This window comes from Desulfosarcina variabilis str. Montpellier (assembly GCF_048565275.1).
In the GTDB taxonomy this organism is placed as follows: domain Bacteria; phylum Desulfobacterota; class Desulfobacteria; order Desulfobacterales; family Desulfosarcinaceae; genus Desulfosarcina; species Desulfosarcina variabilis.
Window position 1 is genome coordinate 4,916,149 of the sequence record NZ_CP159846.1, and the last position, 23,918, is coordinate 4,940,066.

16 protein-coding genes are annotated in these 23,918 nt (G+C 39.2%); 13 read left to right on the plus strand and 3 right to left on the minus strand.

Annotation, left to right across the window (positions count from 1 at the left end; genetic code table 11):
* Positions 1 to 221: 221 nt before the first annotated feature.
* The 11 genes from Dvar_RS22180 to Dvar_RS22230 all read left to right on the plus strand — a co-directional run bounded on the left by Dvar_RS22180 (position 222) and on the right by Dvar_RS22230 (position 17,485).
* Entirely contained in the window at positions 222 to 5,018 is a 4,797-nt protein-coding gene (locus tag Dvar_RS22180) for a glycosyltransferase 61 family protein (RefSeq protein WP_419655306.1), read from the plus strand.
* Positions 5,019 to 5,430: 412 nt separating this feature from the next.
* Positions 5,431 to 6,300, plus strand: coding sequence for a UbiA prenyltransferase family protein (locus Dvar_RS22185; protein WP_419655307.1), 870 nt, complete (start codon positions 5,431 to 5,433; stop codon positions 6,298 to 6,300).
* A 183-nt stretch (positions 6,301 to 6,483) separates the two neighbouring features.
* The gene (locus tag Dvar_RS22190) at positions 6,484 to 8,625 is read left to right on the plus strand and encodes a hypothetical protein (RefSeq protein ID WP_419655308.1); all 2,142 of its coding nucleotides are present in this window, start codon (positions 6,484 to 6,486) and stop codon (positions 8,623 to 8,625) included.
* Between the two features lie 454 nt (positions 8,626 to 9,079).
* Entirely contained in the window at positions 9,080 to 10,027 is a 948-nt protein-coding gene (locus Dvar_RS22195) for an NAD-dependent epimerase/dehydratase family protein (RefSeq protein WP_419655309.1), read from the plus strand.
* Between the two features lie 3 nt (positions 10,028 to 10,030).
* The gene (locus Dvar_RS22200; RefSeq protein ID WP_419655310.1) at positions 10,031 to 11,320 is read left to right on the plus strand and encodes an NAD(P)/FAD-dependent oxidoreductase; all 1,290 of its coding nucleotides are present in this window, start codon (positions 10,031 to 10,033) and stop codon (positions 11,318 to 11,320) included.
* The gene (locus Dvar_RS22205) at positions 11,317 to 11,718 is read left to right on the plus strand and encodes a GtrA family protein (RefSeq protein ID WP_419655311.1); all 402 of its coding nucleotides are present in this window, start codon (positions 11,317 to 11,319) and stop codon (positions 11,716 to 11,718) included. The genes Dvar_RS22200 and Dvar_RS22205 overlap by 4 nt, the downstream gene beginning before the upstream one ends.
* Positions 11,719 to 11,735: 17 nt before the next feature.
* Complete coding sequence (locus tag Dvar_RS22210) at positions 11,736 to 13,028, plus strand: FAD-binding oxidoreductase (protein ID WP_419655312.1); 1,293 nt, start codon at positions 11,736 to 11,738, stop codon at positions 13,026 to 13,028.
* Complete coding sequence (locus tag Dvar_RS22215) at positions 13,025 to 13,762, plus strand: SDR family oxidoreductase (protein ID WP_419655313.1); 738 nt, start codon at positions 13,025 to 13,027, stop codon at positions 13,760 to 13,762. Before Dvar_RS22210 ends, Dvar_RS22215 begins: the two co-directional genes overlap by 4 nt.
* 20 nt (positions 13,763 to 13,782) lie before the next feature.
* Complete coding sequence (locus Dvar_RS22220) at positions 13,783 to 14,373, plus strand: HAD-IB family hydrolase (protein WP_419655314.1); 591 nt, start codon at positions 13,783 to 13,785, stop codon at positions 14,371 to 14,373.
* A gap of 29 nt (positions 14,374 to 14,402) precedes the next feature.
* On the plus strand, positions 14,403 to 15,317 hold the full coding sequence (locus Dvar_RS22225) for a glycosyltransferase family 2 protein (protein ID WP_419655315.1): 915 nt from the start codon (positions 14,403 to 14,405) through the stop codon (positions 15,315 to 15,317).
* A gap of 29 nt (positions 15,318 to 15,346) precedes the next feature.
* Entirely contained in the window at positions 15,347 to 17,485 is a 2,139-nt protein-coding gene (locus Dvar_RS22230) for a glycosyltransferase (protein WP_419655316.1), read from the plus strand.
* Positions 17,486 to 17,534: 49 nt separating this feature from the next.
* Here Dvar_RS22230 and Dvar_RS22235 read toward each other — a convergent pair whose 3' ends face one another.
* From Dvar_RS22235 to Dvar_RS22245, 3 genes are all read right to left on the minus strand, one after another.
* A complete protein-coding gene (locus tag Dvar_RS22235; RefSeq protein ID WP_419655317.1) occupies positions 17,535 to 18,338 on the minus strand; it encodes a glycosyltransferase family 4 protein in 804 nt (267 codons plus the stop codon).
* A gap of 266 nt (positions 18,339 to 18,604) precedes the next feature.
* Complete coding sequence (locus Dvar_RS22240) at positions 18,605 to 19,222, minus strand: class I SAM-dependent methyltransferase (protein WP_419655318.1); 618 nt, start codon at positions 19,220 to 19,222, stop codon at positions 18,605 to 18,607.
* Positions 19,215 to 20,738, minus strand: a complete 1,524-nt coding sequence (locus Dvar_RS22245) for a flippase (RefSeq protein ID WP_419655319.1) — start codon at positions 20,736 to 20,738, stop codon at positions 19,215 to 19,217. The genes Dvar_RS22240 and Dvar_RS22245 overlap by 8 nt, the downstream gene beginning before the upstream one ends.
* A 120-nt stretch (positions 20,739 to 20,858) precedes the next feature.
* On the opposite strand from Dvar_RS22245, the gene asnB reads away from it, so the two are divergent.
* Together asnB and Dvar_RS22255 are read left to right on the plus strand one after the other, a co-directional pair.
* On the plus strand, positions 20,859 to 22,793 hold the full coding sequence (gene asnB, locus Dvar_RS22250; RefSeq protein ID WP_419655320.1) for an asparagine synthase (glutamine-hydrolyzing): 1,935 nt from the start codon (positions 20,859 to 20,861) through the stop codon (positions 22,791 to 22,793).
* Positions 22,794 to 22,920: 127 nt separating this feature from the next.
* The gene (locus Dvar_RS22255) at positions 22,921 to 23,895 is read left to right on the plus strand and encodes a GDP-mannose 4,6-dehydratase (protein ID WP_419655321.1); all 975 of its coding nucleotides are present in this window, start codon (positions 22,921 to 22,923) and stop codon (positions 23,893 to 23,895) included.
* Positions 23,896 to 23,918 lie beyond the last annotated feature (23 nt).

Here is a 23,918-nt window from a genome sequence, read left to right on the forward strand (position 1 = left end):
CCTTCAAGGTGACGAACTTTTGATGGATTTATTATGAAATAAGTATCGCCTATTGCGAAGGCGAGATTTAATGGATCTTTACTTTCCCATCTTATCTTTTGCCATATTCCTTAGAATCTTTCGTTCACTGGGAAGATGGCATTTTTTTTGGTCGGCATTCCAACTTCCTGATTAAATTATGGTGTTGACGGGATGACCACTGATCGTGAAAAGGACTCAACATGTCTGTTTTTTTAGGAAAAGATACAGTTGATACTGCTATTCGTTTAACTAATATAGAATCAGGGAACTATCTCGCCCAAAATGGGTATAAAACCACAACTGAAAAACGGCTTTTACATTTTTTGGAAATTGGGCAATTTTCTGGGGCATGCTCTTCCGAGTTTTCGATCAATAAATTTAAGAAAACTTCAGGCGTAAATTGGGATAAGTATTTAGATTTTCATCAAGACATTGCTAAACAAAAGAAGTTGAATTCCAATTTTTCAATTATACAACATTATGTTGAATTTGGATTCAAAGAAAATCGTTCTTTGTTTTTCAGAAAGGATGCTTGTAAATCAACGGAAATTTTATTCGATTTTATCGGACTAAAAGTCGATTTTGAGACATTTTCTAAAGATTGGACAGAAATTTTTCCTAATTTATCCTTGCCGAAACTCAAAGAGATTGTAAATTATTTCATTAATAATAATCTGACAGCTCATATCGGTAGCGATGTCCTCATATTTTTGCATAATGCGGCTCTTAAATTGCAGCGACCTGTTTCAGCGACATACTTTCTTCAACTATATCAGTTTGGATGTGCATGGTGCTTTCCCAATTGGCGAACACATGATCCAATAATGGTTTTTCCAAAGGCTTCAGCACAAGAATACTGCAGATCTCATTTAATAAAATATCAGATAAAAGCATTAGATCAAAGCCCCTTCGAAGCAAATGAGTTTATTCATTGCAAACTTAAAAATGCGACTATTATTTTTCAACCATCGGTTGTTTTAACTGAAAACAATTGGTGTATTGATTGTGAGCAGTACCATTTTAAATCAAATTGTTCAAAATGTGATACACATCAAGTTGTTTTAGCCGATACAAATAAGTATATTTCTTTCCGTATTCCAGGGGAAAATTTAAAATTAGATTCGCATGGATTCATGTTAAATCATTATGAATGCAAAGACATTATACATTTCTTGATTTATGGTTTTCCTAAAATCTTGTTTTTCTTAAAAAATAAATCTAAAGATCTCATTTGTTTTGTTAATAAACATGCTTTTAAAATATATGGGAAAGCATTTTCTCTTCTCGGTGGTAAAGTTAATATCAGAGGGTATAATCAAAATGTAGGAAATGTTGTAAAAAAACTGGAATTATTAGAAAGGATCCAGTCTACACATAACAACGAATATAATAACCGTAGTTATTTTGCGAAGCAATTTTGTGCCTTTATCAATAATCAGAAGACAGAAAAAATAAAATTTATTGAAACAATAAAATCTATTCAATCTCCAAGTTGCAATAATAATGTTGTTAAATATATAAAAACACAGAAACATGTGTGCTCAAATTTTATTAATGAGGAAGAGCTATTAAGCCGTTTCAAAACAGGAAGTATTGAAGAAATTATCATACATAACGATAATAACCATGATATAATAAAGATCTTTACATCAAATAAGAAAATAATTGTCCACCCATCAGTGGATTTAGGCTATTTAATTTTTTGTCAACCAGGCACTATTGTTTTCTCTCTTCATCAAAATATATATGACCCTTTGATCGAAACATACAAAACTTTGGCTGCAAGGTTGAGCGTTAAAATTATTTTCAATCCAGGAATAAAAATATCAACACTGGCAGATAAATGTAATTTCAACGATTTCTATATTAATGTCACATCCTTTTTGGACTTAGCTAATTCTGAATTCAATTGGAATATCATTTCTGCCAATGAAATGACTAAATGGAAGAAATATATAGGTAATGACTCCGTAAAGGACATAATTACAGTAACTCAATTAAATTCTGTTTTTTATTTATCAAAATACCCTGATGTCGCAAATGCTAATATGAATCCATGGACTCACTTTTTGTTTAAAGGGCGTTTTGAAGGGAGAAAAGCGAGACCCTTTAATCGGACCGAATATCTTAAAAATTGTAATATTGATTGGGATCATTATGTCAATAATAATGCCGACATAAAAAAAATAACTTTTAGTAATGTCAACTTTGATAAAGTTGAGCATTTTTTAATATTTGGCGTTAAAGAAAATCGTTTTGTTAAAACAACTGATGCTTGTGATATGCGTATTTGGTCGATGCTTTGGCCAGATGTATCAGAAAATATAATAGCAAATTGCAGTAATTACAAAAAATTGGAAATGCTGTATGAAACAAATAAAGAAAACTTAGAAAAAGTTCTTGAATTTTATAGTAAGCCTAATAATTGGCCTAAAAGAAATGATCCATGCACATTTATGCTTCACCATGTTGCTCTTCAAATTGACAAACCTATTCTCTCAGAATTTTTTTTAAATCGTTTCATGTTTGGTCTTGCTTGGAATGGTCCTGGCGGATCATCCTTTTTGGCAACGGTGATGCCTCTTTGTTCAATTAAGAGATATTGCGACGACAACAATATTCCGTATATCGAAGTTCTGCCTGACCGAAAATTCGAAGCTCCTCCTATAAAATTCTACAATGATAAAACCATTTATATGGGGGAGGTTAATTTACCGGCAGTTGTTTCTGCAACATTGCACGATGTTATCTTATGCGGTGGATCAAGAGGAGTGGTTTCAGCAGATTATTGCTTTATTGATGATCGTATTTACAATATCAAAGGGGATATCCGCCTGCAGATTAGTACTGAAGCAATTAAAGGATTTGGAATAAATTTTGTCAGCATGGTCAGGGAGGTTCCAACTCTACGAAAAACACAAGGAAGCTATTGTTCACTATTGCATGAACTTGATCCCAATTATTTTCATTGGATGGTTGAGATATTACCAAAAGCTTTACATTTTTTTGAAAAACTTACTGAAAACGAAAAAAATATAAATGCCGTCATTTCTCCGTGGTTACCACGTAGTTTATATGACTTATTGAAATTGATTTCAGATAATATTAATTATTTATATTTAGATTACAAACAAGCGCTTTTAGTCTCAACTTGTCACGTTGTTGGTGACTTTCATCAGGCGGCCTTGCGTAATAATGAACCTTTGCCGGGAGATCAAATTTATTGTGAAGAGACATTGAAACGTCTGAGAAGAGCCTTATTTAAAGACTTTAAAGAACAATTCCAATGGCGTAGAACAAGCATTCCACGAAAGAATAACAATTTTCGTTTCATGCACAATGCCAGCGAAGTTTATTCAATTTTAGATGAAATAGGTTATGTATCATTTGAACCAAATGCCGGGAACCTTGATCAACAAAGGGAGATATTCAATTCAAGCTATTCAATCATTGGTGAAGGTGGGTCTTCGTTTGCTAATATGATTTTTTGTCAACCAGGAACTAAAATTCTTATTTTGACTAACGGAGATAGCTGCAATGAATATAGTGCATTTACATCATTGGCACGAGCTTGCAATTTAGATTTACAACACCTTAAGGGTGTAGAAATAGAACACAGCCACGAGGTACTTACTCAATGTGATTTCTTTTTGCCGATAAATAACTTTAAAAAAATAATTGGAAGTCACTTTGGCTTAACGAATTTTCAAGTCTCGATTAAAAACATTTTGGACAAATGTCTAATTACTGCTATATCTGGATTGAAAAAAATGCTTTCCCAAGGTGAAAATAATGAATTATTGGAATGTTCTATGAAAATTGCCAATGAGTTGTATACCACAACTGTAAAGCTTGGAAAGCAATATGTGAATAACCAGTTTGATGAGGTTTTAAATCAACTTGGAGCAGATGTATTAAGATCTGTTAATTTAGCAGATAAAGTGAAGAATAATAGTGATAGAGAAAGATGTATATGTTATATTTCGTCAGCTCTTTATGAAATCGGAGGTCACACAAGAGTATTGGAGGATATGATTGAAGCTCTTCCAGAATATAGCCATAGAGTCATATTAACAAATGCTATAAACGCAAAAATGTCCTTCCATCGGAAAGATATCCTCAAAAAGATCGATAAAACTTACTCTCCAAAGGGAAGGACACTTGAAGATAAACTTCGGTCATTATTTATTTTGCTAAAATCCTTTGATCCAGATTTCATCGTTTATTTATCCCATCCAGAAGATACAGTCGCTTTAGCATCTTTGCAACCTGGTTTATCACGAAAAACATTCATAATCATGCATGCAGATCACTCATATACAATGTCAACAAAGCGTGACGACATATTTTATGTGCATCTGTTTAAGACAGCATTGCGGGGAAAAAGTCTTTCAAAAAATCATGTTTCAATTAATCTTACAGCGAGGACATTTGATAATAATAAAAGTGAGATAAAAAATCTATCAGTTTACAGCAACCAATTTTGTACTGCTACCTCTGGAAGTCCCAACAAATTTGCTTCAATATCTGGCAAATCATATTTAGAAATGTTGCGGTATCGTTTTATGGCGAAAAAAGGTTTACATGTTCACATTGGAGAACTGCCCAATGAACAACTTGAGGGAATTAAATCAATAGTTCCTGCCGAGTGCTATTTTAAACATCTAAAGTATGTTGATAATTTAGCTACAGTACTTAAAATTTTGGTTCCTAACATTTATATTTCTTCATACCCATTTGGAGGAGGTAAAGCAGCAATTGAGGCCATGGCTGCAGGGTGTCCTGTTGCTTCGTATGCCGAAAATGGAATCACAGATTGTTCATTGATTTTATATCCAGGTCATTTATCATTTAAATCTATGCAAGAGTTCTATAATATCTTGATTAACTATTCCGCAGAGCAGGAAGCTGAACAAAGATCCTTGTCAAAGAAATTTTTTGATCAGCATCATTCCCCAACACAGTGGAGAAATGATCTTAGGGAATTGTTAAGTTAAAAAATTTTATAAATCTCTATTAATAAAAATAATGCGGTTGAATCATGTTGTGTTTCGCTGTCGTATTATGGTAAATGAGAACAATCTTTAATTTCTCATACTCATAACAGTCATAAATGTAAGTAAATATTTGATAGACGATAGCCAGTGTTACGCCACGGTACGCCAATTGCGTTTGTCGGAAGGCACACAGTTTTCGTTCCATGCCTCTAAGGTTCACAAAAAAAACACCAAAGGCCGACGATTCAGTTTCAAGGTATTCAGCAGTTGAGTACGGCATTTAAAACCGGCTGGATAAAATGGGGCCACAGACTTAAACGAAGACCACCATTATTTTGTAGGCATTACCCAAAAGAGTGTGAATCACACCGCTGGCGAATATGCCAGAGATAATTTATTGACCATATAATTTATGATTAAAGATATTCTCATACTTGCAAGACCTCATCAGTACACAAAAAACCTTTTTATCTTCTTGCCTGCCTTTTTTGCCTTCAAACTCCAACAACCTGAAGTTTTATGGAAATCATTCATTTCTTTTTGCTCTTTCTGTTTTTCTGCAAGTGCAGTATATATTCTCAACGACTGGAAGGATCGTTTTGAAGACGCCATGCATCCGGCAAAGAAAGACAGACCTATAGCAGCAGGGCGTATTGATGGAAAGATTGCGATTTGTACTTTTGGCCTCTTTTTTTCTGGAGGCCTTTTTTTTGCGGCATCTATTTCAATAAATGTTCTGCTTATTACCTTTATTTATATTTCAATAAACGTCCTATATTCATTGAAGCTAAAACATATTTCCATCATTGATATCGTTATTATTTCCATTGGATTTGTCCTTCGGCTTTTTGCTGGAGCCGAAGCAACCGGAGTCGTTTTGGTAAACTGGATCATTGTTATGACATTTTTGCTGGCAATATTTTTAGCTTTGGGTAAGCGTCGGGATGATGTTCTTTTGTTTGAAAAAACAAATCAAAAGGTCAGAAAAGTTATAGAGGGATATAACCTTAAATTTTTAGATGCTGCCATGGTCATGACAGCAGCGATTGTAATTTTAGCATACATCATGTGGTCCATATCACCTGAAGTGGCATCAAAACATAATTCTCATCATATATATTTAACTGCAATTTTTGTAATCGTTGGAATTTTACGATATATGCAGATTACATTTGTAGAAGAAAAAAGCGGGAGTCCTACAGAAATATTGCTCCGTGATATAACAATAAAAATGATATTGGTAGGGTGGATTCTTTCCTTTGTGGTAATAATATATTTATAGTTAGTGTCCATCCAGAAATGGCCAATTTGCCCGATATCGGCGTTGCTCGAAAAATTTAATCCTCGGAATATCAACCATATGCCTGTGGATAAATTTTTCGGGTGCCTTGATCTCAACCAAATTTTCCTATTTCTGGATGGACACTATTTAATAATGAAATAGAATAAGAATAACGACCTATTCATGAGAATAAAAACAACTTTATCTTGCAACAACTCAAAAATTACGATTATTTTTTTAGCCTTTTCATTTGTATTCGTACTTTTATCAATCTTTGGAGGCATAAACAACTATTCTCCTGTACCATATATGGATATGTGGGATGGAACGATTTCTTTCTACCTCAAAAGCCTCTCTGGAAAATTGTATCCATGGATCGCACAACATAATGAACATCGTATTATTATACCAAAGATCTTCTTTTGGATTGATTTAGCTTTGTTTTCCGGCAAGGGTATTTCACTTATTATCGTTAATTACGCTTTATTAACTCTTGTGGTCCTTTTTTTTTCAATTTTATTATGGAAGAAAACTATCCCAGAAACAGGATTCCTTTCTTTTTTTATAATTTCATACCTATTTTCATGGATTCAGAACAGAAACTTATTTTTAGGTTTTCAGAATCAATTTATATTGGCTCAACTTTTACCTTTATGCTCTTTTTATTTTTTATATAAAGCAAAAATTACAAACGGCAACTTTTCAATAAAATACTTTACAATTTCAATTTGTTTCGGAGTTGCATCTGCTGGAAGTATGGCAAATGGGGTTATTGCGATTCCTCTTATGTTTCTATATTCTATTATAGTTAAGATGAGGTGGCGGGTCAGCGCGCTATTATTTTGCTTTTCTATTGGTATCATTTTCTTATACTTTAATAACTTTCATGCAAACCCAAAGCATGGTTCATTACTTAGCACGCTTTCCCAAGAACCTGTATTATTTATAAAATATATATTATACTACTTAGGCGGACCTTTTTACTATTTTTCTGGGAAAGGGACTTTTGGATTATTCTTTGCGCAGATAAGCGGAATAGCTCTTGTAATCAGTTCAATTTATTTTGCTTACAAATCATTGATTGACAGGGATAATCACCATTTAGAATTAGCCCTTCTGACTTTTCTTCTCTACATCGGCGGCACCGCTTTCGGTACGGCTGGAGGACGGGCGATATTTGGCATAGATCAGGCCTTTTCTAGCAGGTACATGACACCTGCATTAATGGCATGGGCAACAGTTTTAATATTATATATACCGTTACTCAATAATTGGGCTCGGAAACGAGCGATAATGGTCTGGTTTCCCTTTTTGTTTATGCTGTGTTGCATGTTTCCATTCCAACTTAAAGCATTAAACAAACCAAAATGGAAATTATTTGAAGATAAAGTTGCAGCCCTTGCCCTAGAACTTGGAATTCCTGATCAAAGGCAGATCCTCCATATATATCCGAATGCTAAACATGTCCTCGAAATAGCAAAAAAAGCAGCCGAAGAGAATATTTCAATTTTTGATCTATATCCAATCAAAGATGCCAGATACCGCTTGGGAAAAAGTAAAAATATCAAGAAATATGATGTTACTGAAAAAAAGAATAATTTAGGGCATATTGATGAAATTTATTATATAAGCAGTGGAAAAAAGGAATTTATTCGATTTAAAGGCTGGTGTTTTAACAAGGCGGATTTTAAATTGCCTGAGCTTATTGAAGTTGTCGATGAAAAAGGCGTTGTTATTGGCGTTGTATTGACCGGGCAACCTCGGCCTGATGTGGCTAAAAGGGTTCACAAGAAAGCAATATATTCAGGTTTTAAGGGATACATAACGGATTCTGCATCGCCGGGTGATAAATTGTGGCTTCTCGGGGTAGATTCTAATTTTATGTGCCAGGTGACGGTGCCTGATACATTAGGAAATTACGTAGCCACCACAAAAGCACTTTCGAAAATTACAGTAACAATGGATCAAGTTCTACCTGGAAATAGTTGGACAGGAACTGATTATTATAAATCTAATTTTGACGGGAAACGTGTTTTAGGAAGTTATGTCAAGTCTGACCATGATGTTGGAGAAATAAGATTAAAATTACAAAAGGGAGATTCAATTTATTATCGAACGGGTCCGGTTCACACCTCTCAAATTGTCACCATACAAAGTAACAGCCCCGCTGAATTTACTGTGCCAGGCGCTAAGGATTGGGTAGAAATGAATTTCACAGGGCGAAAATTACCGGATGAGTTCATCGTACAATTTTCTGATCAAGGAAACCAATGGGGAGAATGGTCTGCAATTGCTTTAAGAACTAACGATGATGGTGTGAAGTGATAGCATCTTATTTTTCATTTCAAAATATAAAAACCAATTAATTATCTCAAAATCTAAGAGTTTATATAGCCATTTCAAAAAATGTAATAAAAAATGAGTGGATTGGTGCCGCCTCTCATTCGATTTTTTCTGGAAAAATGACTTTGCCTGGTATGAAGATCTATGGCTCTTACATACAGTCAGATGCAGATACTGGTGAATTGATATTGCATCTAAATAGGGGAGATCAGATTTGGTACCGTTCAGGACCGAATAACAAAAACCAAAAAATTGAAATTCTCTCAAAGGAACAAAAATATTATACAACATCTGCTCCAGCAAGAAAATGGACGTTGTTAGAGTTTTCAAACAAGTCATTGCCACAACAATTTGATGTCAAATTTCGCGATGATGGTGTTGGATGGGGTGAATGGTCAGCGATCGCATTAAATCAACATAGTGAAAAGCGAAAATTATGCCGAACAAATCAAACAAAATTATTCTTCCCGGGGGCGCAGGCCTTGTGGGGCAAAATCTGGTCGCCGGTCTCAGACGTGAAGGCTATTCGAATATTGTCGTATTGGATAAACACAGGGGAAATATTGAAATCCTTCGTCGCCTGCACCCTGAGATTATAGTCCAATACGCAGATCTTGCAGAGCCAAAAGGGGATTGGGTTTCGTATTTTGAAAATGCGGATTCAGTGGTTATGCTCCAAGCACAAATTGGAGACTTATGCTTAGCGCCCTTTATGCGTAACAATATCACTTCCACGAAAAATGTTCTCTCAGCAATGAGAAAATATGATGTTAAATACCTTGTCCATATTAGTTCATCAGTGGTCGAATCTGTAGCCAATGACTATTACACCAACACCAAAAAGGAACAGGAGCAAATCGTCCTTCAAAGTGGGATAGATTGTGTCGTTCTCCGTCCAACTTTAATGTTTGGCTGGTTTGACCGCAAACATCTTGGCTGGCTTTCCCGTTTCATGCAAAAGGTTCCCATCTTTCCAATCCCTGGAGACGGCAAATACATGCGGCAGCCGCTCTATGCCGGAGATTTTTGCGCCATCATCATGAATTGTCTGGAAAACAGGATAAAAGGCAAGACGTTTAACATCACCGGGTTGGAAAAAATCGATTATATTGACATCATCCGTGAAATTAAACATGCCATCAAGGCAAAGTCCCTGATTCTAAACATTCCTTATTCCTTTTTTTTAGTTCTCCTCAAGACATGGGCACTTTTTGATAAAAATCCCCCATTCACGGCCCAACAATTAAAAGCCCTGGTCGCTCATGATGAATTTGAAGTCATCGACTGGCCTGCGATTTTTAATGTCCCACCAACTCCTTTTGCCGAGGCCATTGATATGACGTTCAACGACCCCGCCTACAGCGACATTATTCTGGAGTTCTGAAAAATGAAAAAAAAGCGAATCGCCGTGATTGGCGCCGGACCAATGGGGCTGGCCGTTGCTTATCAACTCGCGCGGGATGGTCACAAGCCCGTTCTTTTAGAAGCAGATGATCGTATCGGCGGCATGGCTGCTACGTTTGACTTTTCCGGTGAACTTCTGGAGCGGTATTACCATTTTCATTGCACATCGGATCTGGCTTTTTTCAAGGTCCTCGATGAACTTGGACTGGCCGATAAGATGCACTGGAAAGAAACCAAAATGGGCTACTGGTTCCAAAACAAGGTTCAACCATGGGGCAACCCCATCGCTCTGCTGAAGTTTCAAGGTCTACCATTGATTGCCAAACTCCGCTACGGATTGCATGCCTTTTCCTGCACAAAAGGCAATGACTGGCACAAGTTCGACAAGATCGAAGCAACCTCATGGATAAAAAAGTGGGTGGGCGCAAAGGCCTATGAGGTATTATGGAAAAATCTTTTTGAGTATAAATTTTATCAGTATGCAAAAGCGTTATCCGGAGCCTGGATCTGGAGCCGAATACGCCGTATCGGTCGATCCCGCTACAATATATTTAAGGAAAAACTCGGCTATCTGGAAGGCGGTTCAACTACTTTTTTACAGTCTATGGCAGATGACATTCGTGTCCGCTCCGGCGAAATCCGCCTTGATTCTCCGGTGGGAAAGGTGGTGATAGAATCTGGTGCAGTTAAGGGCATTGAAATTCATGGCCGGTTCGAACCGTTTGATTCAGTGATTAGTACGATTCCTCTGCCATATATACCATCGATCATCCCTGATCTCCCGCCCGAAATAAGTTCACAATACAAAGCATTGAAAAATATCGCCGTGGTCTGCGTCATCGTCAAACTTAAAAAACCCGTATCCGATAACTTCTGGCTCAACACCAATGATCCGGAGATGGATATTCCAGGAATTGTGGAATATACCAATCTTCGACCCCTTGACAGCCATATTGTTTACGCCCCGTATTATATGCCGGGTGAACATCCAAAATATCAGGACCCAGACGAGGTCTTCGCAACCAAAGTGTGTACATTTCTGAAGAAAATTAACCCAACCCTGACCAATAAAGATTTTCTCGACCTGCATATCAGCCGCTATCGATATGCCCAGCCGGTTTGCGGGCCTGAATTTCTAAATAGCCTGCCACCTTATTCACTACCGATAAGAGGACTATGGGTTGCTGATACATCTTACTATTACCCTGAAGATCGGGGAATCTCAGAAAGCATACAATTTGGTCGCAATCTGGCATTAAAGGCAATGGCGTGATACAAGAATTTTGTTCGCGTCAATTTATCGCTTTTTTGTTGACCGGCGGATTTGCCGCTGTAGTTAACTTCGGTTCACGAATTGTCTATAATCAGTGGTTGGGGTTTTCTACTGCCGTTATCGTAGCCTATATCACCGGTATGATCACCGCTTTTATGCTGGCAAAGCTCTTTGTTTTCAAGACGTCGAGCCAATCCATCCAACGATCGGCCTTTTATTTCATTCTGGTCAATATTTTTGCAGTGATGCAAACATGGATAATCAGCATGGGATTAGCGTATTATATTTTACCTTGGTGCGGTGTGGTACAGTTGGACAAAGAAATTGCCCATGGAATAGGGGTGATTATTCCGGCTTTTACTAGTTACTTAGGACATAAATACTGGTCATTTAGATAAAATACTCAGGACATTAGATGAAATATACCGCTTGGGGACGATTCCCCGTAATAGATGCAACGCCTGTTTTTTTTGATGAGAATCTGGTGCTCAATAATCCGGCATTTGAGAGTGATTCTTTAATTCCCTTTGGCAATGGACGAAGTTATGGGGACAGTGCCCTTGCTTCACGCTATATCCCCATGCGGAATCATGACAGGATGCTTTCCTTTGACGAAGAAACCGGTCATCTGGTGTGCGAAGCAGGGGTGCTTTTATCCGAAATCATTGAAGCCTTTATTCCCCGTGGATGGTTTCTCAAAATTACCCCGGGAACGAAACTGATTACCGTTGGTGGCGCTATAGCAAGCGATGTTCATGGTAAAAATCATCATGTGGCAGGATGTTTCAGTGAAAGTGTAGAATCTATGCGAATCTTGCTTCCTGATGGAACAATTCAAACCTGCGCCAAGGGAGACGAACTCTTTCATGCAACCTGCGGAGGAATGGGCCTGACTGGAATTATCCTGGATGCGAACTTGTCTTTAAAAAGGGTAACTTCCCAAAACATCAATCAAACCTGCATTAAAACCCAAAACCTGCAAGAAACATTCAGCGCGTTCGAGGAATACGCGGTACAACCATATTCCGTCGCTTGGATCGACTGCCTGGCAAAGGGAGATGAAATAGGGAAATGTTTGCTGATGGTGGGAGATTTTACCGATGATGGTGATTTTGAATACAAAGCCAAAAAACGGGTAACGGTGCCTTTTGATTTTCCATCCTTTACCCTCAACAGCTTCAGCGTCAAGATGTTCAACCGACAGTACTATCGTAAGGCAGCAGAGGGAATCTCTCAACAGAAGGTAGGCATCGATACTTTTTTTTACCCCCTGGACGCCATCAACAACTGGAATCGGATTTATGGTAAAAACGGATTTACCCAGTATCAGTTTATCCTTCCGAAGGAAGGTAGTTTTGACGGCCTCAACGAGATACTGAAAAGCATTACCGAAAGTGGAAAAGGGTCGTTTCTGGCGGTTTTGAAGCTTTATGGCCCAGCCAACGAAAACTATCTATCGTTCCCCCTGGAAGGATACTCTCTGGCGCTGGACTTTAAGATCGAAAAAGACCTGTTCAAGTTGTTGGACCAATTGGATAAGATTGTCGCCCATTATGGCGGCCGAATTTATCTGACCAAGGATGTTCGTGTTAGTCGTGAAACATTTGAACTGGGATATCCTCAGGTTGAAGCCTTCCGGGCTTTTCGAAAAAAAATGGGATTGGATACAGTGCTTAATTCCTTACAATCACAAAGGTTAGGTTTATGACAAAAGATTGGGTGCTCATTTTAGGAGCAAACAGTGATATGGCAAGGGCAACTGCCAGGAGGTTTGCTTCAGCTGGCTATAATATCCAACTCGCTTCCAGAAATATAGAAGAATTAAAAAAGGAATCAGAGCATATTAGAGTGAAATACCGTGTTGAAGTGCAAGAATTCTTTTTTGACGCTTTAAATTTTGATTCCCACGCTGATTTTTATACAGAACTCAAAGAAAAACCATCCGGTGTGGTGGTTGCCTTTGGAATATTAGGCGATGAAAAGAATGCCAGACGTGATTTTCCTGCAGCGAAAACCATTATCGATACCAATTATACCGGTGCCGTGAGTATCCTTGAAATCATAGCTGCTGATTTTGAACGGCGCAGGTGGGGGTTTATCGTCGGTATCTCTTCTGTTGCCGGAGATCGTGGTCGGCAGAGCAATTATCTTTATGGTAGCGCAAAGGCAGGTTTTTCAGCCTACCTGGGGGGATTGCGTCACCGTCTGTTTGCGGCAGGCGTTTCGGTGCTTACTGTAAAACCTGGTTTTGTGCACACCAAAATGACCAGAGACCTGGATCTACCAGAAAAATTGACGGCGACGCCTGAGGAGGTTGCAGAAAAAATTTTTTCAGGTGTTGAAAAAAAGAAAAGCACAGTCTATGTCAAGCCTGTCTGGATGCTAATCATGTCGATCATCATCCACCTTCCGGAATGGATTTTTAAAAGGACGAAATTGTAGAAATCAGGATTATGCCTGGCATGACAGCACTTGCCTTGTTCGATTTTGACGGTACATTAACCAAGAGAGATTCTCTCCTTGATTTTATTCGTTCAGCAGTAGGCATGCCGAAATTGCTGCTCGGAACATTTTTTCTACTTCCGGTCCTTTTCGCCTACACTGCAAGATTGATGGATAATGAATCGGCCAAGGAAAAGGTACTAAGCCATTTTTTTTACGATTGGGAAGGGCAGCAACTGGAAGCGCTTGGGACGCGATATGCCGTAGAACGCATTTCTCAGATTCTGCGCCCCGGAGCAAAAGAATGCCTCCAATGGCATTGTGAACAGGGGCATGTCGTCTGCGTTGTAAGTGCATCACCTGACATTTGGTTGAGAACCTGGACAGACAAACAGGGACTCTTTTTGATTTCGACACGTCTGCAAATGAATAATGGCCGTTTTTCCGGGAAGTTCGCAGGCCGAAATTGCCACGGGGTTGAAAAGGTGCGCAGAATCAAAGGGTGTTTCAATCTAAAAAACTATAACAGGATTTACGCTTACGGAGATTCAAAGGGTGATCGTCCGATGCTCGCATTGGCAGATGAAGCCTTTTACAAACCATTCCGATAGATATCGGCAAGTCGGTTAAGCGAATGATATTGAATAAAAAATGTTGTGCTGTTTGTATTACATATGAGCCAAATTTCTCATTGTTAGATAGCGTTATCAAATCGACACTTGCCCAAGTCGATAGACTATATATTGTTGATAATGGTTCAAAAAATGTAAACTGGACATCTATAATCAAGTCCAACCATATAGACTTAGTTCGTTTAAAAAAAAATTTTGGTGTCGCTTACGCGCTTAACAAAGGCATTAAATTAGCGATTGAGTCAAAGTACCGGTATGTTCTTCTGCTAGACCAAGACAGTATTCCTCCTAAAGGAATGATTAATCGATATACCGAAGTTATACGGAAAATTGAGAAAAGAGATAAATTAGTAGCCGGTATCGGGCCACGATATATGAATAAAAATATGGGAAATATTTCCCGCTTCGTTCGTTTCAAATGGTTTCACAATCAGTATTGTGGTAGTGATACAGAAGATAAGATTGTTCAAGCTGATTTTTTAATTACCTCCGGTTCTTTTTATGATTTAAGTATTTTTAATAAAGTTGGTCTTTTCAATGAGAGCCTTTTTATTGATCATATCGATACTGAATGGTGTATTCGCGCTACTCATAAAGGATTCAAATTCTATGGCATATGGGATGTTATTATGCAGCATTCACTCGGTGAAGATTCAATAAAACTTTGGTTTATTAGATGGAGATATCAACCGATACATAAGCCTTTTCGTCTTTATTTTATAATTCGAAATAGCATACTATTATATCGAATGCCATTTGCGAAATTAAAATGGATTAGTGGAGATATCGTACGATTGCTACGACTTGCTTTGATGTACAGTTTCTTTTTGCCAAATCGTTTACAAAGTATAAAATGGCTAATTAAAGGATTATTCGACGGTTTTAAAGGTATAACTGGTGGTAACATTATAAGTAACAACTAATTTTGAATTGAATTAAAAATAAAGAAATAATGATCGATATACTATATGTAAATTATAATAGTTCTAATGTACTTATACAAAGCATAAGTTCAATTATTAATTCAAAAGATAACTATCAAAAGAAAATATTTATCTGGGACAACAATTCAAAAGATAATGTCGATAAAATAAAAAAAATATTTCCAGATGTTGTACTATTCAAATCAACAAAAAATTTAGGATTTGCGAAAGGCATTAATAGACTTTTAAAATACACACGTTCGACTTATCAAGTCATTTTAAATCCAGATACGCTAATTACAAATGATTTTTTAGGAAAGTCTGTAGCGTATTTGGAAGCCAATCAACAGGTGGGTATTTTAGGACCTAAAATATTGAATGTTGATGGCACGATCCAGGGGTCCGCAAGAAGTTTCCCAACTCCGCTAACGTCCCTATTTGGTCGTAACTCACCCATTACCAAACTCTTTCCAAACAACTCCATCACTGCAAAAAATATTCTAACAGCAAAAAACGGCATCAAAAATCCAACTGTAGTCGATTGGGTTTCTGGTGCCTGCATGGTGGTTAGAAAGGAAGCGATTTTATCAATTGGCGGATTTGATGAAAGGTTTTTTCTTTATTGGGAAGATGCTGATCTTTGTAAGCGCATAAAAATGACTGGTTGGGATGTGGTGTATTTCCCAGAAAGCCAGGTTGTCCATTATGTCGGGGAAAGTAGTAACACACGACCAATATTTGCCAATTACCAATTTCATAAAAGCTGTCACCAATTATTTGAAAAACATGCGAATTGGCCTCTTTCTGCTATTAGTCCGGTAGCTGGAATCGCATTGATGCTGCGCTTTGTTATTTCCATTATTTTTAACTGGAGCAATAGAGTCTTAAATCGATTAAATAAAATACAAGTGAAAAAAAGCTGTAGAAACAAAACAAAAAAAAATAAAATTAGAGTGCTACGTGTTATATCACGAATGAATATAGGAGGGCCTTCCATTCATGTTAAAAATTTGATTGAAAATATTGACTCTAATAAGTTTGAATCCAAGCTTATTACTGGCACCATATCCCCAAGTGAAGGAGATATGGAATATATCGCAAATTTTAAAAAATATACAAAAATATATATCCCAGAGCTTCAAAGAGAGATAAATTTAAAAAAAGACTTTATTGCGTTTATAAAGGTACTTCGTGAAATCATTAGATTCGATCCCCATATAATTCATTCCCATACGTCCAAAGCAGGGACTGTTTCAAGATTATCCGTTTTTATATATAATATTATTAGGAATAAAAAAGCTATAGTCGTTCACACATTTCACGGTAATATTCTCGATGGATATTTCAATCGCTTTAAATCATTTTTATTTTTATTAATCGAAAAATTGTTGGCAATAGTTACTGATTGTATAATTGCCATTAGTGAAAGTCAAAAATGGGAATTATCCTCAATATATAAAGTATGTAATCCTAAAAAAATCAAAACGATAAAGCTTGGTTTCGATTTAAATAAATTTTTAAATATTTCTAAATATAAAGGGGCTCTTAGAAAAAAATTAGGGCTTTCAAATGATACAATTATTATCGGGATAATTGGAAGGATTGTACCCATTAAAAATCACAAGATGTTGATTGATTCTGCAAAATTATTTTTGGATAATTTTAAAAATACGAAAATACTATTTTTGTTGGTTGGTGATGGAGAACTTAGATCGTTTTTGGAGGATTATGTCGCTAATTGTGGAATTAAAGACCATGTTCTATTTTATGGATGGGAAAGAAATATTCCTTTGATTTACGCGGATCTTGATATTCTTGCATTAACCTCATTGAATGAAGGCACACCGGTATCCATCATTGAGGCGATGGCGACAAAAATACCGGTAATAACAACGGGTGTCGGCGGCGTTAAAGATCTATTGGGCAAATTTGATATTGAACAACCGAATCCTTCAGATTTCAAAATTTGTGAAAGAGGTATCCTTTGCCCAACAGAAAATCCATGTTCATTTTACAGGGCTTTGCAGTACATGATCGATAGTGGGTACTTGTCTGATAAATGCCGTTTTGAAAGAGCCAGAAACTATGTTGTCAATAACTATTCCGTGGATCGCCTCATAAAGGATATGGAACTTCTATATGAAGATCTTCTGGCGGAACGCAACTGACCATAGCTATTGTTCCCAAAGCAAGTATGGCTGTGTTTAGTTGAAAGTGCTATCTTTTTGGAGATTGTAACAAACAGCTAGCTATACGTGGAAAGGTCTTATCAAGGTTGAAAGTCTTTTCTACCTGTTGTCGACCGTTTTTTCCCATGTTTTCAAGTAGATTGGCGTCCGCCACTAACCTTTCGATGGCGTTGACCCATTCTTCAGGTTTGGAAACGAGAAATCCGTTTTCTCCTGAATTTACAATATCCTTATTTGCACCCACATTGGAAGCGATAACCGGTATACCGCAAGCCATATACTGAATTAGTTTGTAACCACACTTGCCTCTTGTCCAAGGGGTGTCCGGTAAGGGCATTATCCCGATGTCAAACAATTTTAGCAATTCAGCTTCAGTATCCTCAGACCACGGATAATAGGTAAATGGAAATTGCCGCTTCAACCTTGGATCAACGATGCCAACAATAACGATGCGTATGGGCAATCGCTTTTTAAGATCGATAAGAATCGGTGCGATAGACCTTAAAAAGTCAAAGGTTGCCGGAGATCCGATCCAGCCGATTGTCAACGGCGTATTGCCTTTATTTTGTTTAACAGCGTATCGATTCAAATCAATGACCGTGGGGATGGTTACTACGGCTTTTGCACCAGAGTCACTTGCCCGGTCCGCGATATAACTGTTGCCGGCAATAACAACGGATGCAAGCTGCATGATTGTATCTATTTTTTTTCCTAAAAGATGCCGTACAAGCCAGTTGGTATGCAAGTCATAGCGGTGAAAAATGGCGTCATCATAGTCAACCACAAAAGGGATGCGCCACTGGCGCAACAATAATTCCGCAAACGGCGGCATCCACGGGAAAATCTCTTGCTCAAGCCAGAGTACGTCATACCGAGCAGCGGACCTTAAAAGTGTCCAAAGCCGTTGATTATATCTAAGGGCAATATGCTTTAGACTGCGTCTGTTTGATTGATATAATTCATTTAGATAAGCCTCATCATATAATGCCGTAACGTCAACTTGAACACCACATTGGGACAATCTGGGGACATATTGGAGAGATCGTAATCTACTACTGGCACCCAATCGGCAATAACGGCTAAGCAACAACACCCTCATTATAACCGCCTCAAATCATAGCATATCTCATAACATGGAATCATCCAGCACAGATTTTCCTCGTAAAATTCCATTGCATACCGATTACAATTGAATATTATCTGAAACATTTTCTTAATCGCATAACGCCCATAGAATGGACGGGGAGATTTGAACACCAGCTTGACACGTTGAAGCTCAAAGTCGATGTTGCGTTGATAGGTCGGACACCGGCGTTGAAACAGGCGCTCACTGGACAGATAGGAGAACGTGTATAAACCAAATGGCTGGCAGTGGGAGTAGTCAGAGTAATAAAAAGGATTTGAAAAGTGCGGTACCTCGACATGGAGGAACCCTTTTGGTTTGGTTATCCGTGCCAGTTGATCCATTACCCCTGATAGATTCTTCAGATGTTCGAAGCAGTGATAGGCATAAACGGTTTCAATGGATTGCTCAGGAAACTTAACAAGCGCGGAAAAAATGTCTCCAACGATATCAACACCATCGTATGCGATGATATCGATACCAATGGCGTTAAAATGGCGTTTGCGATTGCCACACCCCAGTTCCAGTTCTACCGGTTCACCGGATTCAATTTTTTTCGAAACTTCCTCTGGCAGAATTATGCTTTCACGCACTACGCTTTCCTCCACGACCCATAATTGATTGAAACGTTGTGATTAATATTTTTTTTTCATCTCTGGACAGCAGATAAGACATGCCTACATAGAAATATATGACAATCACCAAAAAGAATCCCAATATGCGCCAACCCATGGAATGCAATGACGCCAGTATCAACATTGGAACGATCGCAATTGTAATTGCAATCAGTTTTGGTTTCGTTTTAATTTGATAGTCGCCAAGCAGTTTTTGCGAGGTCAGATACATAATCAGCGTATCCACCATAAATCGCAGGGTCCATACAAGTGCAACACCCTCGATCCCTGACAATTTAAGAAAAATAATCAGCAAAACAATGTAGGGTGGCAACTCCATAAGATGCAGTTTGCCCGTCAAGTCTGGACGTCCTGCCCCCTGAATGAATGCATATGGGATTTGCCCTAGGCAAGTGAAAAAAATCCCAACGGAAAGTATCCGTGCGACCCAAGCGCTGTTTTGCACAAAACGGTTATCGAGCCATAAGGCCAACCCTTCGGGTGCAAAGGTTACAATGATTAAAATGATCGGAAAAATTGCTATAAATACGTATTTCAACCCTCGGTCCAGCAACACGGCGCTACGCTGCCGATGTACACTAAAGCTCGACGCAATCGCCGGGAAAAGAACGCTCATCAACGCCCCAGAAAGAAGGGTTAATTTTGTTATCACTTCACTGGGGGTCGCATAGTAAGTGACGGCGGTAACAGATATCATCGAACCAATAAAAATTCGATCCAAATAAACCAAAAGCGGACTAACCACATTGGTAACTGTCATCCAACCGCCAAATTTCATAAGAGACCAGAATTGATTCGCCTCAAGGGAAATTTTGGAAACCAGATCTGGAACGATCCTGCAACAACACATAAATTGGAAACATGCCGCAACAGCCCGCCCGACGCACAGTACTAAAATAATTAATGGCAAATTGATAGAAAAGGAGATCACTACCACTGGTGCAGCAAAAGAGAAGATACCAAGTGGAATACGTACGGCATTAACCAAATCAAACCTTTGATATGCTTCTAATATTCCACGGAATCCCACACTGACGATTACCACGGGAATAAACAGGATTAAAATAAGAAAGGCATGATGGGTTTCCGGTTCAAGGGTGTCAGGGATGTTCAATATTTCATAGATCAACCAATGACTGCAGAAAAAAATCATGACACTGATCAGTAAGGCGACCAGAAGCATGGACAAGAGAGCGGTCCATATCGTTGATGGAATCTCAGCTGTCTGATCGAGACCCAGTTTCTCCGAAACAACCATGGTCAGCGCTCTGCCCAGGCCTAAATCCAGTAATCCGAAATAGCCAATCAGTACCCACGCCAATGTTAGAATGCCGAACCGATCCGTTCCCAGTCCTGCTATAATCGCCGGAATAGCAAATACCGCCACGATCAACGGTGCGCCATATCCCAATATGTTAAAGAGGGTGTTTTTTGCCAGTAAAGGAGAGTGGGTCAACGACGACGCGTGTTTCAATGTTAAAGACTCCGTTTGTTTTCAATGCCTTTTCATTCATAGTTGTTACTAACGGATTTTTGATCTTTCGCCAAGCAATGAATTATTCAATCTCAACCAAAATTCAAGCAGACAAAAGATATGTGCGGCATTACAGGTTTTTTTTGTCCTCGACAGTTTGACAAATTGCAATACGAGCTTCCCCAATCAGCTGCGGTGCTGTCCTATCGGGGGCCGGATGATTCTGGTTTTTTCTATGAAAAGTCGTCAGGCGTTGGCTTGGCTCACCGCCGGCTTTCCGTCATTGACTTGTCGATGACTGGTCATCAACCGATGTATAGCCAGGATAGTCGAGCGGTCATCGTATTTAACGGAGAAATCTATAATTTCAAATCCATAAGATCGCAATTGGAGCAATTCGGATATCACTTCAAAAGTGAAAGCGATACGGAGGTCATATTAAATGCATACCTGCATTGGGGCACCGCATGCCTTGATCATTTTGTTGGGATGTTTGCCTTTGCGATATGGGACAGTTTAAAAAAGGCGCTGTTTCTTGCACGGGACCGTTTAGGCATAAAACCGCTGTATTATTATTTGAATGGGGATACCTTCCTTTTCGGATCTGAACTCAGCGCCTTGATGGCGTTTCGCGGGTATCCACGTACGGTGGATCCGGATGCGTTTCAATCGTTTCTTCATTATCAATATATTCCCACACCCAGAACCGTATTTCGAAATACATTTAAGATAGAACCCGGTCACTTTATCATTTACGATGGAAAGACATTGCAGAAAAGGCAATGGTGGAAGATTCCGGGCGATGACCCTGATAGCGTTTTTCTGCAGCCCCCGAATGAACAGGACTATGTCAACAAGCTGGATTACCTGTTGACCCAAGCTGTTTCCGATCGCTTGATCAGCGATGTTCCCTTGGGTGCGTTGCTCAGCGGTGGTATTGATTCCTCAATCGTGGTTGCCATCATGCAGAAAATAAGCCCATCGAAGGTAAAAACCTTTAGTATCGGTTTTCAGGAAAAAGGATTCAACGAGGCGCCATGGGCGGCGAAGATAGCAAAACATCTTGGCACGGACCACATGGAATTGTATGTCTCTCCCCAAGACGCATTGGCAGTGATTTCGGAATTGCCTGAAATATATAATGAGCCCTTTGCGGATTCATCTGCGCTGCCCACCTTGATAGTCAGCCGGATGACACGCGAACAGGTTACCGTGGCCCTGTCCGGGGATGGCGGCGACGAGCTGTTTGCCGGCTATGCACGTTACTGGATGACCCAAAAGATGGCAACCTGGATGAAACTGCTGCCTGAAGCAATCCGTCATCCGTTAAAACAGGGTCTGGACAGGCTGCCGATAGCGGCAGTGAATCGATTTTATTCTGCCATTCGCCATGTACTCCCCAATAGACTGCAGGTCGAGAATTTCCCAGACAAATGGGTAAAGCTGATCAACCAATTAAGTTGTCGAGAGCTGTCCGAACTGTATCGAATGACGATTTCGATCTGGTCAAAGGATGAAATTTTTAAGTTAACTGGGGCCAATGTACCAGTCAGCACCTATGATATGGTGTTTCCCAAACTGGCAAATAGTGCTGCGATCCAGATATTGCTGATGGTGGATCAACAGACCTATCTACCCGACGACATGTTGACAAAGGTTGATCGTGCGAGTATGGCTGCCAGTTTGGAGGTAAGGGTACCGATATTAGACCACCGGATCGTGGAATTTGCCGCTCAATTGCCTGAATCTTTAAAGTTCAGAAACGGAAAAGGCAAATACCTGCTAACCCGACTATTGCTCAATCATGTCCCCCGCGAACTGGTCGAACGGCCGAAAATGGGATTTGGCGTTCCCATCGCGCAGTGGTTAAGAAAAGAATTGCGTGAATTGGTGGACGATTATCTATCTCCTGCGCGGCTGGAGCGAGAAGGGCGACTCGATCCAGCATTCGTCAGCCAGATACTGCATGAACACATGAGTGGGGTCAAAAATCACCAACATAAGCTTTGGACATTGTTGATGTGGCAGATGTGGCGTGAGAAATGGTCAATCTGATTCCTGATTTAAATAGCAGGACGCCATGGCCATTGTCATCTTGATCGTTATCGGTTATTAGATGACTACCCATTTGTCATTCTGAATAATCGTAATCAATTCGTATATAAAAAAAAAGGGCATCATAATGCGCATACTCATCACCGGCGGCGCCGGATTCATTGGTTCTCATTTGGCCCAAACCTGTCTTGAACGCGGCGACGAGGTATACATCATCGACGATTTGTCCACCGGATCGATGGACAATATCCGTTTTCTGCAGGACAATCCAGCCTATGAAAACAAATTGTTCGTGCATATCAATACAATCTTGAACGCCGACATCATGCTGGAACTTACCGGCATCTGCGATATGGTCTTTCATCTTGCCGCAGCGGTCGGTGTGCAGACAATCCTTGACAAGCCTTTGGAATCCATCGTGACCAATATTCAAGGGACTGAAAAGGTTCTTGAAATGTGCAACAAATTTAAAAAACGGGTGCTGATTGCTTCGACATCAGAGGTTTACGGCAAACACATGCATGCACCGCTTGTTGAAACCGACAATATTATTTACGGCCCGTCCAGTAAATTCCGTTGGAGCTATGCGGCTTCAAAATTGATGGATGAGTTTACCGCGCTGGCCTACCATCGCACCAACGGCCTTGAGGTGACCATTGCCCGCTTGTTTAACACGGTTGGTCCCAGACAAACCGGTGCATATGGGATGGTGATTCCCCGGTTCGTAACCCAGGCCCTTAAAAATGACCCCATCACCGTTTTTGGTGACGGCAACCAGACGCGGACGTTTACTTTTGTTAAAGATGTTGTCACCGCGCTGATAAAACTCATAGAAAGTGATCAATCCGTGGGTGAAGTGTTCAACGTGGGCGGCCATGAGGAAATCTCCATTTCCGACCTGGCCCAAAAAATCATACAAATGACCGGGTCATCCTCCACCATCAAGCTGATTCCCTATGAAGAAGCCTTTGGAAAGGACTTTGAGGATATGCTGCGCCGTGTCCCCAGTACGGATAAACTGGAATCGATCACTGGTTTTAAGCCGGATAAGCGTTTGGATTTTATCCTCTCGCAAGTGATTGCGTCGATTATGGGGAAATAATCACGCCCGCTTCGCTCAATCCG